The 13,353-nt window shown below is 52.0% G+C and carries 13 protein-coding genes and 1 tRNA gene; 5 read left to right on the top strand and 9 right to left on the bottom strand.

Annotation, left to right across the window (positions count from 1 at the left end; all coding sequences use genetic code 11):
* Positions 1 to 35 precede the first annotated feature (35 nt).
* Entirely contained in the window at positions 36 to 293 is a 258-nt protein-coding gene (locus tag MRJ96_13265; protein ID MDR4502413.1) for a hypothetical protein, read from the bottom strand.
* A 221-nt stretch (positions 294 to 514) separates the two neighbouring features.
* On the opposite strand from MRJ96_13265, the gene MRJ96_13260 reads away from it, so the two are divergent.
* Positions 515 to 2,374 (top strand): transketolase, encoded by a 1,860-nt coding sequence (locus MRJ96_13260; protein ID MDR4502412.1) that lies wholly within the window; start codon positions 515 to 517, stop codon positions 2,372 to 2,374.
* A gap of 22 nt (positions 2,375 to 2,396) precedes the next feature.
* Here MRJ96_13260 and MRJ96_13255 read toward each other — a convergent pair whose 3' ends face one another.
* Both MRJ96_13255 and MRJ96_13250 read right to left on the bottom strand, forming a co-directional pair.
* Positions 2,397 to 3,851 (bottom strand): HD domain-containing protein, encoded by a 1,455-nt coding sequence (locus MRJ96_13255; GenBank protein ID MDR4502411.1) that lies wholly within the window; start codon positions 3,849 to 3,851, stop codon positions 2,397 to 2,399.
* A gap of 83 nt (positions 3,852 to 3,934) precedes the next feature.
* Positions 3,935 to 4,255, bottom strand: coding sequence for a cupin domain-containing protein (locus MRJ96_13250; GenBank protein MDR4502410.1), 321 nt, complete (start codon positions 4,253 to 4,255; stop codon positions 3,935 to 3,937).
* Between the two features lie 581 nt (positions 4,256 to 4,836).
* On the opposite strand from MRJ96_13250, the gene MRJ96_13245 reads away from it, so the two are divergent.
* The 4 genes from MRJ96_13245 to MRJ96_13230 all read left to right on the top strand — a co-directional run bounded on the left by MRJ96_13245 (position 4,837) and on the right by MRJ96_13230 (position 7,226).
* Positions 4,837 to 5,478: a DsbA family protein gene (locus MRJ96_13245; protein ID MDR4502409.1), complete on the top strand. Its 642-nt coding sequence runs from the start codon at positions 4,837 to 4,839 to the stop codon at positions 5,476 to 5,478.
* 43 nt (positions 5,479 to 5,521) lie between these two features.
* A complete protein-coding gene (locus MRJ96_13240; protein ID MDR4502408.1) occupies positions 5,522 to 5,734 on the top strand; it encodes a hypothetical protein in 213 nt (70 codons plus the stop codon).
* Positions 5,735 to 5,918: 184 nt separating this feature from the next.
* Positions 5,919 to 6,010, top strand: a tRNA-Ser gene (locus tag MRJ96_13235).
* Positions 6,011 to 6,164: 154 nt separating this feature from the next.
* A complete protein-coding gene (locus tag MRJ96_13230; protein MDR4502407.1) occupies positions 6,165 to 7,226 on the top strand; it encodes a hypothetical protein in 1,062 nt (353 codons plus the stop codon).
* Positions 7,227 to 7,271: 45 nt separating this feature from the next.
* Here the strand turns inward: MRJ96_13230 and rfaQ are convergent, their stop codons facing one another.
* The 6 genes from rfaQ to MRJ96_13200 are packed head-to-tail and all read right to left on the bottom strand — an operon-like array spanning position 7,272 to position 13,313.
* Positions 7,272 to 8,285, bottom strand: coding sequence for a putative lipopolysaccharide heptosyltransferase III (gene rfaQ, locus MRJ96_13225; protein ID MDR4502406.1), 1,014 nt, complete (start codon positions 8,283 to 8,285; stop codon positions 7,272 to 7,274).
* Positions 8,286 to 9,359 carry a lipopolysaccharide heptosyltransferase II gene (waaF, locus tag MRJ96_13220; protein MDR4502405.1) on the bottom strand — a complete coding sequence of 358 codons (1,074 nt, stop codon included), beginning with the start codon at positions 9,357 to 9,359 and terminating at the stop codon, positions 8,286 to 8,288.
* A 54-nt stretch (positions 9,360 to 9,413) separates the two neighbouring features.
* The gene (locus tag MRJ96_13215) at positions 9,414 to 10,508 is read right to left on the bottom strand and encodes a glycosyltransferase family 4 protein (protein ID MDR4502404.1); all 1,095 of its coding nucleotides are present in this window, start codon (positions 10,506 to 10,508) and stop codon (positions 9,414 to 9,416) included.
* A 20-nt stretch (positions 10,509 to 10,528) separates the two neighbouring features.
* Positions 10,529 to 11,341 (bottom strand): glycosyltransferase family 2 protein, encoded by an 813-nt coding sequence (locus MRJ96_13210; GenBank protein MDR4502403.1) that lies wholly within the window; start codon positions 11,339 to 11,341, stop codon positions 10,529 to 10,531.
* On the bottom strand, positions 11,338 to 12,177 hold the full coding sequence (locus MRJ96_13205) for a hypothetical protein (protein MDR4502402.1): 840 nt from the start codon (positions 12,175 to 12,177) through the stop codon (positions 11,338 to 11,340). Before MRJ96_13205 ends, MRJ96_13210 begins: the two co-directional genes overlap by 4 nt.
* The gene (locus MRJ96_13200) at positions 12,174 to 13,313 is read right to left on the bottom strand and encodes a glycosyltransferase family 4 protein (GenBank protein MDR4502401.1); all 1,140 of its coding nucleotides are present in this window, start codon (positions 13,311 to 13,313) and stop codon (positions 12,174 to 12,176) included. Before MRJ96_13200 ends, MRJ96_13205 begins: the two co-directional genes overlap by 4 nt.
* Positions 13,314 to 13,353 lie beyond the last annotated feature (40 nt).

Here is a 13,353-nt window from a genome sequence, read left to right as displayed (position 1 = left end):
ACTCAGCCCCAGCTTTGCGGTGATGCGAGAAACCCTTAACGCTGCGACGTGTCGTCTTGACCCTTCATGTTTTCTTTTTCTAATTTTTCAAAAAAGCGGTCGGCGTCGCTTCGTATTTCCTGTTTCGAGGGTGGGGGTGATTCATGAGGTTTCGAAGCACACCCGAACATACCCACACTGGTCAAAAATATCGCGGTGCCGAGAAGCAGCCAACAGCGACCCATCGCAAGGACCTTGAAAACCGGAAGATGCCCGTCAAACGACTTTTGTAATTTCTCGTGATTCTTGAGCATGTACACTCCCCCTTTGCTTAATTGGACGCCATAGAATTTTCACATTGTACAGGATTCTCGGAGCGAAAAAGAGAGTTGAGGGAAGAATCGGTCAAAATCGAAAAATCTTCCTGGGACATCCCGAAATTGACTGCCTGAAAGGGGTCTGTTACTTTACTTGATCCCTAACCCTGTAGCGTATCTTTGGTTGCGAATCTTTCACTGAACCATCGGAGTCCATCGTGTCAACTACGGCTTCTAGTCAGCTCATTCAATCACTGCAACATTTTTCAGCTCAACTTCGTATCCATGCCATTCGGCAGACAACTGAGGCAGGAAGCGGACATCCAACCAGCTGCTGTTCGGCCGCGGACATTGTGGCCACGCTATTTTTCGGAATCATGCGGTTCGACCCCACGAATCCGCAATACCGGGGAAACGATCGGTTTATCTTATCCAAAGGGCATGCGGCTCCTCTTCTCTACGCTGCATGGGCGGAAGCCGGATATTTGAACGAGCGTGATCTCCTAGACCTCAGAAAGCTTCATTCTGACCTGGAAGGCCATCCTACGCCACGACTGTCTTTTGTCGATTTGGCGACCGGCTCACTGGGACAGGGGTTGAATGGTGGAGTGGGAATTGCGTTGAACCATAAATATCTTGATGACAATCATGCCCGCGTGTACGTGTTAATGGGAGATGGAGAGTCGGTCGAAGGCTCCGTATGGGAAGCGGCTGAAATCGCTCGGTACAAGCAGCTCGACAATTTATGCGCCATCATCGACATCAATCGTTTAGGACAATCAGATCCCACGCTTTTGGAACATGACCTGAATACCTATCAGGCGCGTTGGAAGAGCTTTGGCTGGCATACGATTCCAGTCGATGGCCATGACCATACCGCCCTATTCGAAGCCTTTCAAGAAGCCGCCAACACCCACGATCAACCAACGGTCCTGTTGGCCAAAACCCTGAAGGGGAAAGGTATTTCGTTTGCTGAAGATAAAATGAATTGGCATGGCAAAGCTCTCTCTCAAGAGGACGCTAGCAAAGCGATTGAGGAGCTGTCCGGCATGCTCAATTCAGAGCCAGGACAATCCCCAAGCATCGCCGCTCCGGTTTCATTCGAATCGGCTCCACCCAATGTCATGCCCGTGGCTCCTCCGGCCTATGACCCTGCGAAGCCCGTTGCTACGCGCGAGGCGTTTGGTGAGGCCCTCGTCCATTTGGGGGAGGCCAATCCATGGGTGGTTGCCTTGGATGCGGATGTGAAAAACTCGACATTTACCGACAAGTTCGCACAACGGTTTCCTGCTCGCTTCTTCGAAAATTTCATTGCCGAACAAAATATGGTCGGCGCGGCCGCTGGCTTGGCCGCTTGCGGCAAGATCCCGTTTGCCGCGACCTTTGCATGCTTTCTGACTCGTGCCTACGATTTCATTCGCATGTCGGCGATCAGCCAGGCCAACATTAAATTAATGGGATCACATGCCGGCGTGAGTATCGGAGAAGACGGTCCTTCGCAAATGGGACTGGAGGACATCGCCATGATGTCTTCGCAACCCGGCGTGACGGTGCTCTACCCATCGGATGCCGTCTGCGCTTATCACTTGGTGCAGGCCGCAGCGTCTCATGAAGGCATGGTGTACATCAGGACCGGTCGACCGAAAACCCCGATTCTTTACGCCAACGATGATATTTTTCATATTGGCGGGTCCAAGGTCGTTCGTCAGAGCGATCAAGATCGTCTCACGATCGTCACGGCAGGCGTGACTCTCTTTGAAGCCCTGCAAGCCCATGAGGAATTGGCGTCAGCCGGCATTCCAGTACGTATCGTTGATCTCTACAGTATCGTCCCGATCGACCGAGCCACGCTCCTCGACTGCGCTCGTGCGACGTCAAACACATTCCTCACGGTTGAAGATCATTATGCCCACGGTGGATTGGGAGATGCCGTTCTGAATGCCCTGTCAGGTGAGGGCATTCGCCTCCATAAGCTCGCGGTTCGCGAGATTCCACACAGCGGGAAGCCAGCCGAACTCCTTGACCGATACGGCATCAGCGCAAGGATCATCGTGGAAACGGCCAAGCGCCTCGTCTAATGGCTACTCAGTGTATGAGCTATTACATGGAACAGCCCTCGCTTGACCATTCATCATACTGTTGTATCCACTCACGAGCGCCATCAAGAGTTTCGAATTCTCCTTCTAACTGAGCATCAAACGCCGCTCTCAATAGCTTCCCCATCATTGGACCGGGTGGAACCTTCATCGCCAACAGGTGCCGCCCCATCAGTAACGGCTTGGGGGCTTGATTTTGAATGGAAAGCCCTTGCGCAACGGTCAACATCGCTCGCATATTCTGAGGCATCTCCTGCGGCAATGGCGGTCGTCCGCTGTGATCGGCTTCAACAAGCCTCGCCAGCATATCCAATGACTCTCCGGCTTCGCCAAGCGCGACGGCCACCCGGCGCACATGCCGGGTGGAACCCTGAAAATCAATATGAGTCAGATGATAGTGACACAATGCGATCACTCGATCGGCTAATGCACGCGGCATCCCTATTCTCCGGAGGAATCGTTCATACGTTTCGGTCTTTCCACTATGCCCACGGGAGCGAATCCGATCGGGTAAGATTTCGGTGGTTTCCGGCTTGCCAAGATCATGACATACACCCGCAAAGACCAACACTGCCCGATCTTCCAGACTGAGCTGATCCCGTTCAGCGATACGGGCAGATTGGTCAGCGACCAATAGGGTATGCTCCCAAACATTGCCTTCCGGATGAAAGCGAGGATCTTGTGGACAGCCAGTCAGCGCGTCAAGTTCAGGATAACGCTCACGCCACCCACAGTGTTCGAGAAAACGTAATCCCCGCGACGGCTCCTTAGACTGCCCTGCCCACTTGTACCACTCAGCCCAGATTCGTTCGATCGGAAGGGTTTCGTATTCATCCACAAGTTGGCGACTGAGTCGTATCGTGTCGGGATGAACATCCAACGAAAACCTCCCCGCCAGTTGAAGCCCCCTCAACACCCGGAGTGGATCTTCTGAAAACTGCCCACCAACATGTCGCAGCGTCCGAGCCTCAAGATCTTGAACGCCCAGGAACGGATCAATCAAATCTCCGGTCACAGGATCATACGCGATGGCGTTAATCGTAAAATCCCTCCGTACCGCAGCCTGTTCCGGAGTCATCGACGGGTCGGAAAAAATATCGAACGCCTTATGCCCCCGTCCGGCTTTTGATTCCCGTCTCGGAAGAGAAATATCGACGGGTAAGCCGTGGAGTTTCATGACGCCAAACGCCTCACCGACAACCTCAACCTTGAAATGCGTCTCTAGCAGCGCCCTCAAGGATTCAGGGGACACGCCATAGACTTCAATATCAAGATCTTTGGCGGCGAGACCGAGCAGCGCATCCCGCACACAGCCTCCCACGAACAACGCCCGCCCTCCGGCATGTTGAACTTCCTGAAAGATTGTTGCGAGGGCCTCTTTCACAGCGCCCTCACCCATGCCCAGTGTCAGCTGCTTCAATCCCGATCGTCTGTCAAAACAATCGTGACGTGTTTTCATCGATATGGCCCTGCCGTAGTTTTTTGAAGAGGTATTACGGTCGTTCCCTCCCTTTCACCTCTTCCACATCAGGTCTCTCGCCTTTATGATGGGTTTGGCGCCATAAAGACCAGGACTCGAAGCCGTCGATCCGTATGATTGACCAGCCCATGTTCCTCGCCGGCAGGCGCCATCGTGGCCTGTCCTTCGCTTAGCACTTGCTTTTCTTGCCCGACCTGAAACGTTCCCTCCCCTTCTATCACCACATACACTTTATCCTGGTCGGCATGAACATGTCCTTTTTGTTCCTGTGATGGTTCAAGACAATACACATCACAGAAAAACCTCGGCGACAGAAACACATTATGTTTTTTCATTTTTTCTTGCGAGAATTCCTGAAAATCATCAAGACTCTTCACGAGCATCCGTCAACCCTCCTTCATAACAATTCATGATAAAAAATACCTTTCCCAAGCTGCTGTCTACACTAACCTGCTATACGACATAATTGGCAAACCATGACAGGTCTGTTCGTTCACTCAACCAACCTCAGCCCGGTTCCAGCAGACACGATCATAACTCAGGGGCAGTTGAAAAAAGCCGCCAGCGGCGTTCTCTCCATTTTGCCGTGCTCACGTAATGCCAGTACGCTCCGCGCGTCAAAATGCCTGTGGCCTTGCTGGGCGAACTTTTTTGAACCGCCCCGACGCTGCTGACTCACAACGTCGTTCTAACGAAATATGGCCTTTGATAGCTTCATTGTTCAACACACCCACTCATACAATCAAACCCACTGATGCTGAGGAGAGCCGCCACCGACCAACAGACATGGCTCGTCGAATGCGTGGCTGAGCCGGGGTATGGTTGTCATCTCATGGCTCAGCGGATTCGTAGCATAGCTTCATCTGCGCCATATATGGCCAAGGTTGAACCCTCGGCTTCGTCATGGTAGCCTGATGAAGAGATTACTTGAATTCTAAGAGCTTCTCATCAGAAAGGAATACGAATGGCAAAGCGACCCGCGCATTCCACAATCTCGATACTCGCCTTGATGCTCGCACTATTCTTCCCGATTCCGGCCCTGGCATCAAGTGGAGCCGCGACCGAAGGAGAATTCGAGCTTCTCGAGGATGAACCATCCAAGCATGAAAAAGGCAAGGTCATTCTCTATGAATTCGCGGATTTTTATTGTCCGCATTGCCATATGTTCGAACGTATCGTGGTCACAAAGCTCAAAGAGGAATTTGGTGACCGGTTAGAAGCGCGATTAATTGGATTTCCTGTCATGCCGGGTAAACTCCCGACGGCTTTTGAGATGTACGAGCAAGCGGTCAGCATGGGGAAAGGCCCCGAGATGAAGAAAGAACTCTTCGACTCTATCCATGGGAAAAAAATTGAGGTCTTCGATAAAACTATTCGGCGCCTGCTACTCCAGAAATTGAGCCTCGATGTCGACTCTTTTGAAGAAGGGTTGGCGAGCGGCGCTCCATTTCGAACGCTTGAAGAGGGGAAGGCCTGGGGGGAACGAATCAAAGTCACGCACACCCCTACCGTCGTTATCGATGGCAATATGAGAGTCGCGAACTTAACGGAAGAAAATCTCAGAACCATTATTCGCAGCATTCTTGAGCAAGACAAAAATTCCTAGGTACTCATTATCCTCCATCCGTCATCAGCAAAGGAACGTAATCATGGGCAAAAAAAATAAGCCTGACTCCCCTTTTCCAGAAATGGGCGATATCCTTTCCGGCATGGAAGACCTAATGCGAGACGAAAATGGAAATCCATTGACCCCAGATCATCCACAATACCAAAAACTGGCGGCCTTGATGGAAAGTATGGTGAATTCTATCAATACAGAGGGGGAGAAGACCCCGTTCGATGGCCCACAGGGACAGGCGTAGTTCCTGGCAGTGGCTCGCGCTCGCTACCAGGACTCAGCAAATATCTCAAAACATGAAACTAGGTCGAAGCCTTTTATTTTCGTCTCGTTGTATCCGATACAACCTTCATCACTAAACAGCACTAAACAGATTGACAATTCCCCTGATAACGTCTAAAACATCCTGATTCGACTCAAATAGCAGCGGAGAGGTGGGTGAGTTCGGCTGAAACCAACGGTTTGCTAAACCGTCGTAGGGTAATACCTACCGCGGGTTCAAATCCCGCCCTCTCCGCCAGTTATTCTTTTGATTTATAAATTACGTGTAGGGCGGGCTCTCCTTCAAGACGCTGCCTTCTAAGCTTTGCTCGCGTCTCTTCTATCTGCCGAACTGTCGCACGTTTTTCAAACCGAAATTCCCGCCAATATCCATTCAGGTAAAGACCTCACGCATGCGTGAACACCGCTGGGAGACCTCATCATCTTTCACCTTCGCGGAAGTGAATGAAACGGTCAAGCGGCTTGCCAAAGCCGGGCTCACGACGGTTTACCCTGAAAAAGACCTGATTTGTTACATCGAAGAGTGGGAAGTTGATGGCCCTCGAGAAATTGCACACCTTGATGCCTGGCCCCTCGAAGATGTGACGCTCATTCATGTCATGGATGGATGGAAAGGAGACTTTTTTTTACTCACGGGCCAGTACCACACGCTCGTGCAGCAATACCGATCGGTCAACACCTATTGCTCACTCTGTCACCCCTGGCGTATTCACGAACATATGGTCACCCTCAAGCCCAATGCCATGCTCTGGGTTGGATTTCGTCACACCCACGCCTTTATCCGTGTACGGGTTCATACCACTGAAATCGTGGCTCCCGGTGAAACGTGGGTAGACCACCAACGTCCCATATGGGCAGATGAACGTCGCAACGCATTCTTGTCGGCCATACACACCCTCGAACTCCCGTTGAGCCCGGTGATCGACGGTAAACAAGTCGCCGTACGTTCCACACGTGAGGATGCGCCATTGTTTTGTTCCTGGCCAGACGCATTCGGCCCCTGCCAGATTGAGCTCAATTCCCCGGATGTCTATGAATTTCTGGTCCCCGCCAGCCAATTGGCGGCGACGTATCAAGGGTCCCCGCCATCAGTCCGCGCGTATCTTACCGGATTTACGGAAGACCAGCTTCTGAATTTTGACTCCTTCGAGACTCCCAAGCGGTCGGTATATCGCTGTTCCGCCCATTGCCAAATGCAAGAGTTACCGGAACTTCTGTCGGTACTGGGAGATACAGGACGACTCTATGCCACCCTGTGCGAATTCCAAACAGCTTCTATTCTTCCCTCAGGCATTGATTCGGCGGTGATTATTGGCGTCGTTGCGAGCAGGGGGCAGTTTCAAATCGAGGCCAGGCTCAACCGCTGTCCTCTCAGCAAAGACGAAACTGCTGATTGGCTCGAACAATTGGTGGGCATACCTATGCACTATGCGCCGCTCTCGGCGTTTCCCTAGGACTGAGCGAGAAAAGAAAGGAGTCATGCTTACAATTACAGTTCACTACTTTTGAAGCAGTTCAAGAGCACTGGCATGAACTTCCTCCACAAAAATCTGTTTCATGCAGCTTTCTTCACCACGAAAACAGCCTGGATGAAAACAGGCTCGGCAATCTAATCCCTTGTAGATCACGGTTGTGCGCTTGCCTCTTGGCCCCCAGGTCTGCGGATCAGTCGGTCCAAAGAGACCTATGACCGGACACTCAACGGCCGCGGCAATATGCATAAGACCAGTATCATTGCCGATAAAGAGAGCTGCATGTTTCATAAGTGCGGCTAGTTCTAATACGTCCGTTCGACCGATACACGAGAGGACCTTGGCATTCGCTAGCGCTTGGATCTTCTCTCCTTTTTCCTGCTCCTGTCCCACAAGAACGCTCATGAAGCCATCCGCCGACAGCCGGTCGATGAGGTCCGCAAACCGTTCCAATGGCCACGCCTTGAACCAGTAGCGTGCCGCAGGGTGAATCATCACCCAACGCCGTTCAAGCAATCCAGATTCACTCAACCAATCCCTTGCGTTTCGTTCATCTTCTTTTCCAACAAAGACAGTGGGATTGGGAATCTCGCCTAAAGGAGTCCCGATCGACGATAAGGTTTGCAGATGTTGGTCGACCATATGCCGATGCTGATCTTGAATTTCGACGCACTCCGTATACAGTCTGCCGCGCCAGCGGTTTTCCCGATTAAACCCTACCCGAACGTTGGCTCCCGAAACCCAAGACAGAAGCGCAGAACGATCCCCGTCGGTCAGATCAATCACACAATCAAAGCATCGCTGTCGAAGCTTCAGTCCAAACCGAACCTGTGACATCGCCGAACCACGAGCGACAACGAGCACCTCATCAACATCCGGGTTGTGCCGCAGCACATCCTCAGTTCCTGCATTCACTAAGCAGGTAATTCTGGACTTCGGATAGTGTTCCCGCAATTTTCGTAATACAGGAGTCGAGAATAAGACATCGCCGATATACCGAAGTTTGATGACAAGAATTCGCTCCATCTGAGACTGGCGCATCTAGGATTCCGTACTGTTCCACTCCTTCATGACATCCGAAACCGTTTTGCTCACATCAGCGACGGTAATTTCCAACAATCTCTGATAATCACGCTCGTAATCGACGTGTTGCCAGTAGGCTTCCTGTGGCTTGCCCTTGGTAATCATGACTGCACGAGGACTCCAAGGCGCATACTGCACAGTGTCGGCTGCCCCATACAAACCGATGACCCTTGGTTTGTCGAGGGCAGAGGCAATGTGCATGGGTCCTGTCACGTTCGCAATCACGAGATCGAGCTCAGCCAACACCGCAACCAGTTCGCGCAAGCTGGTCTGTCCGGATAAGTCTAAGGAAGGTTCTGTCAGGTTCATGTTGATCGATTCACACAACGAACGATCGGCTTCTCCCCCCAATAAGACAATGTTGACACCAAATTGTTTTACGAGCATGTTTCCAAGCTCTGCATAGCGTTCATGAGGCCAGACTCGCCATGGAGATCCAGCACCTGGCACCAAACCAACCAGTCGTGGATTCTTTCTGTTCAATGCCGACAGGGTATGGCGCGCTCGCTGCACTTCTTCGTTGGAAACGTAGACCTCCAACCTGGCCAGGGAACGATCTATCGCTCCGACCAAGGGAACAACCACATCCAATTTTTGTTCGATGAGATGACGGCCATCCCGATCGACAGGAACACGGTGGTTATAGAGAAAACCCCGCAACCGATGACGGGTATCTTCTCCATACCGGTTTCGGGCATTGGATAGCCACCCCCACAGGGCACTCCTCGGCCCGCTGTACAGATCAATGACGGTATCAAACCGATCTTGCCGGAGCTGAGCAAAAAACCGTTTCCAATGTCCAAGCCTTACCGGGAAAGAAAGTTGCCGCTCAGTTTCCCGATCAATCTCGACCACTCGATCAATATGAGGATTATGTTGCAAGACACGAGCACTCGCGCCATTCGCCAGCACAGTCAGAAGGGCACGAGGGAACGCTTGCCTGAGGATTCGAATGATCGGCGTAATGAGGACCACATCTCCGATGGCGCGAATCGCGAGGACCAAAATCCGTTGAGGCGTTGCCGTTCCCATTCCGTCAATGCATCTTCAAAAGTCGAACGTTCGAGCAGATCGCCAGTCCTCTCCTCATCCGAAGACGACCCGCTCATATAGCGCGACCGTTTCCTTGGCCGTTTGATCCCAGGAGAATTTTCCGGCTTGCCGTATCCCTGCTTCACGCAAGCGGTGGCGAAGATTTTCGTCGGTTAAGACCTGGCGAATCGACTGTTCCAAAGCGGTCACATCGGTCGGGGTCACCATGAGTGCCGCATCGCCGACGACTTCGGGCAAGGAAGACGTATTCGAACAGACCACGGGACATCCACAAGCCATTGCCTCTAACGCAGGAAGGCCAAAACCTTCATACAAAGATGGAAAGACAAATACCGAAGCATCTTGATAATACCGTACGAGCTTTTCATCAGAGATGATTCCCGTAAAGACGACCTGACGCGTCAGACCTCTCTCGTCGACTAAATCCCGTATAGTGCCCTGCGGCTTGATATCTCCGATCAACAGCAGCTGATGACGCGTACGAACGTTATCGGGAAGCTGCGAAAAGGCATCGATGAGCGAAACGAGATTCTTCGTGGGATCAGCCCCCGCCACGGACAAGACATACGGAATCTGTTGACCGTGAGGGTTGACAAATTCAGTTCGCGGGGAAAACTTGTCATGTTCCACGCCTTGAGGAATGACCGTCACGCGCTCTTGAGGAACTTCAAGCCGCCGAACAATATCAGCCTGAGAGCTTTTTGAGACCGTGATCACATGGTCGATAATTTCGAAGGGACGAGGCATGAACATTCGTTTGAAGAGTTTTGACATGCTCATGTGGTTGCTGGAGTGAGGAAAGAGCAAAGGTTTCACGTCATGAATCGTGACGACAAACTTTCCCCGCTTCCTCACGACACAGGAGTCATAAGGGAAATGCAGCAGATCGTACGGGCCAACGAGCCACGTCGCCACCTGTTCCCAAAAACGCCGTTTCAGGATCGGAAACTGACAAAAACGGTAACGGAAATTTTCATACGCAAAAAACGCCGTCGTCTCGACCGGCATCAGAATTTCATAGTCATGTCGCCGATCGACTCGTCCCAGGGCTGCAATCAAATTTTTCGTGTACCGACCTAAGCCAACATTCATATTCATTAAATGCCAGGCCGCGATGACGATTTTCATTCGTATCTACAATGCCACCATTACGCGTGACGATCGCTTTCCCTCGAACCTCGCCTGCGCCCTTCGGGGGGCGTAAGCATTGACTCATAGAGTTTGGCATATTTGACGAAGGTATACAGACTCGCAAACACCGCAAAAATTACGCCGCGCGTACCGTCACGGTAGCCACGCTTCAGAACATAAGTCTTGAAAAAAATCACGAAGGGGTGACAGATCAGATGATGCCAGGCGACCGAGTGACAGGATTTACGCTTCTCTGAGGCGGCAAGGGAGGTGTACAGGTTAAACTTTCGAAAGTGATCGGTGATGTGCCTTTCAGTGTAATGCTTTAAAGGCGAAGAGAAAGTCTGGACCTGCCCTTCAACCAGCAAATTTTCATGGATCGCGATATCATTATACGTTGCGAGTCCTCGCCTAAAAATCCGGATTTGATAATCGGGATAGGCTCCTCCCCATCGAACCCACTGGCCATAAAAATAATTCTGCCGCGGAACCCGAAACGCCGCAGCATCCGATGGAGGCGAGGAGAGCATTTCCAGTATTTCCTCGGCTAACGCCTGTTCGACGCGTTCATCAGCGTCAAGGATCAAAATCCAATCGGATCGAGCTTGATCGATCCCGAAATTCTTTTGTCTCCCAAATCCCGGCCAGGGACGGATATAGACCAGTTCGGTGTAGGTGCGAGCAATGTCAGCCGTTTTATCGGTACTTTGCGCATCCACGACGATCATTTCGTCTGCCCATTTTACCGTGTCAAGACATTCCGCGATGTTGCTCGCCTCATCTTTCGTGATAACCACCACGCCCAGCGTCGCGCGTCCACCGGCCATCATCCTTTAAACCCATGCTTCACGACTTCACGGTAAAATTCCCAATTGAGCCATCGATTCCGCCGCGGCCTGAGCCTCCGTGATTTGTCAATTCGTTCTCTCATGACCCGTGGATGGGTCCCCGCATAGTCTTTTAAGATTGCATAGTTCGGGAACGCGGCCTGTAGTCGCGCAGCCTCATCCAATTCCTGGACCGACCGTGTTTCACCGTGCCACCACCCCTCCATCTCCCGTTTTTTTTCTCGAAAGATTTCAGCATGTTTCACCCATCCATAATGAAACACTCGAGCCGGAATGATCCGGCCGCTCTCGCCGGATTTAATCATGCGCGATGACTGTTTCGTTCGAAAATCGCACCCGTCAGCAGAAGAAGAAATCCCCTGATTCGTCCGGATCACTCTCGTGGCTTTTCGATACATCCAAGGATCGACTGACCAATAATCCCCTTTAAAGTGGATAACTCGAAACACCAGCCCCAACACGCGTTCATCGGCGGCATACTGATTCATCGCCTCACGAATAGCGGCAAGGTCATCTTCGTGAATCACTTCATCGCCTTGAACGAGAAAGGCCCAATCGCCAGAACACTGCGACAAGGCGATATCCTGTTGCAGGCCCAGCACCCGCCCATCACGTTTTAGCGTATCGTCCCAGACACTCTCAATGATCTGAATCTTGGGATCATCCAGCGAACGGATGAGCGCCAACGTTTCATCCTCGGAATTTCCCACATTCACGATAAACTCATCGACCACCGGCAACGCCGACTGGATCGCCTCAAGGATCGGAAAATCATACTTGACCGCATTGCGAATGAACGTAAACCCGCTAACCTTCATCGGTATGCTATCCTGCCTCCAACGTCCCGTTGGCTCCCGATATCAGCATACAAGATCTCGGTCTGCGTGAACATCTGAGCCAAGCTGTAGGATTCCTCGATGTGCAGTCTGGCCGTCTGCCCCAACCGCTCTCTCAAACTTTGATTCATCACGAGCCGGACCATCGCCTGAGCCAAAGCTTCAGCATTCTTTGGCTCTACCAGAAGACCGGTCTTTTCATGTTGCACAATTTCTCGAACACTTCCAACATCGGTGGCAATCACGGCCCTGTTCATGGCCATGGCCTGCGTGACGCTCTGCGGCACGCCTTCCGCTTCAACGGACGAAAGAACAAAGACATCCATACACGCCAAGCATTGGGGGATGTCATTTCTATATCCGGGCAGAATAATTGATTCCTGCAAGCCTAATGCGTCCCGTTGTTGAACAAGCAACGGATACTCCGGTCCATCCCCCACCATCAGAAACTTCACATCGGGCCTAGCCGACAATACCAATTTGGCCGCGTCGAGAAAGAAGGTCAGTCCCTTATACGACCGGAAAAAGGCGACCGTTCCGATGAGACAGACATCTCGGGGGATAGAAAACTCAGCCCGAACCCGGTCACCAGACACCCCGGGATGAAACTGTTCAGTATCGACCCCCGTGGGGATTGACTTTACCCGGCTCTCATGAACCTGCGCCTGCGCCATCACAATCTGTTTCACCGCGTTCCCCGTCGTCACCACAGCATGAGGAAGAGTCCGGTACAGCACGTGATGCCGCCAGGTCTTCGCGATCCTCGTTGATTTATGCCGGGCGCGAATAACCAGCGGACGCAATGACGACAGACGACCCGCAATAGAAGCCGTCCAGCTATCGATGGAACCATGGGTATGGACAACATTGATCCGATGCTTTTGGAAAAGTTTGAGGAACGTCACGATCAGCCAGACCCATCGGACCCTGGACATGTCCACCGATTCCACCGGAATGTCGTACTGGAACGCTCTTGCCAGAATCTGGCTTCCCGGTTGCGCCGCCAACACGACCACATGGCCTCGTTTGATCATCCCGCGGGCTTCTTCAAGGATGCGTATCTCTTGCCCTCCAAGCTCCATCGAAGATTCGGTATGAAGGATCCTATAGCTTGACATCACGACACGACAACAGACCGACCTTGAGCCTTAAGACGGA

Source organism: Nitrospirales bacterium, assembly GCA_031315865.1.
GTDB lineage: Bacteria > Nitrospirota > Nitrospiria > Nitrospirales > UBA8639 > JAGQKC01.
The sequence above is the reverse complement of the archived record's forward strand: the minus strand, read 5'-3'. Positions and strand labels throughout refer to the sequence as shown.

Excerpts from the sequence above, each read along its gene's own strand:
- MRJ96_13200 (MDR4502401.1), bottom strand. The coding sequence starts at position 13,313 with ATGTCAAGCTATAGGATCCTTCATACCGAATCTTCGATGGAGCTTGGA.
- MRJ96_13245 (MDR4502409.1), top strand. The coding sequence starts at position 4,837 with ATGGCAAAGCGACCCGCGCATTCCACAATCTCGATACTCGCCTTGATG.
- MRJ96_13205 (MDR4502402.1), bottom strand. The coding sequence starts at position 12,177 with ATGAAGGTTAGCGGGTTTACGTTCATTCGCAATGCGGTCAAGTATGAT.
- MRJ96_13250 (MDR4502410.1), bottom strand. The coding sequence starts at position 4,255 with ATGCTCGTGAAGAGTCTTGATGATTTTCAGGAATTCTCGCAAGAAAAA.
- rfaQ (MDR4502406.1), bottom strand. The coding sequence starts at position 8,285 with ATGCGCCAGTCTCAGATGGAGCGAATTCTTGTCATCAAACTTCGGTAT.
- MRJ96_13230 (MDR4502407.1), top strand. The coding sequence starts at position 6,165 with ATGCGTGAACACCGCTGGGAGACCTCATCATCTTTCACCTTCGCGGAA.
- MRJ96_13240 (MDR4502408.1), top strand. The coding sequence starts at position 5,522 with ATGGGCAAAAAAAATAAGCCTGACTCCCCTTTTCCAGAAATGGGCGAT.
- MRJ96_13215 (MDR4502404.1), bottom strand. The coding sequence starts at position 10,508 with ATGAAAATCGTCATCGCGGCCTGGCATTTAATGAATATGAATGTTGGC.
- MRJ96_13265 (MDR4502413.1), bottom strand. The coding sequence starts at position 293 with ATGCTCAAGAATCACGAGAAATTACAAAAGTCGTTTGACGGGCATCTT.
- MRJ96_13255 (MDR4502411.1), bottom strand. The coding sequence starts at position 3,851 with ATGAAAACACGTCACGATTGTTTTGACAGACGATCGGGATTGAAGCAG.
- MRJ96_13210 (MDR4502403.1), bottom strand. The coding sequence starts at position 11,341 with ATGATGGCCGGTGGACGCGCGACGCTGGGCGTGGTGGTTATCACGAAA.
- waaF (MDR4502405.1), bottom strand. The coding sequence starts at position 9,359 with ATGGGAACGGCAACGCCTCAACGGATTTTGGTCCTCGCGATTCGCGCC.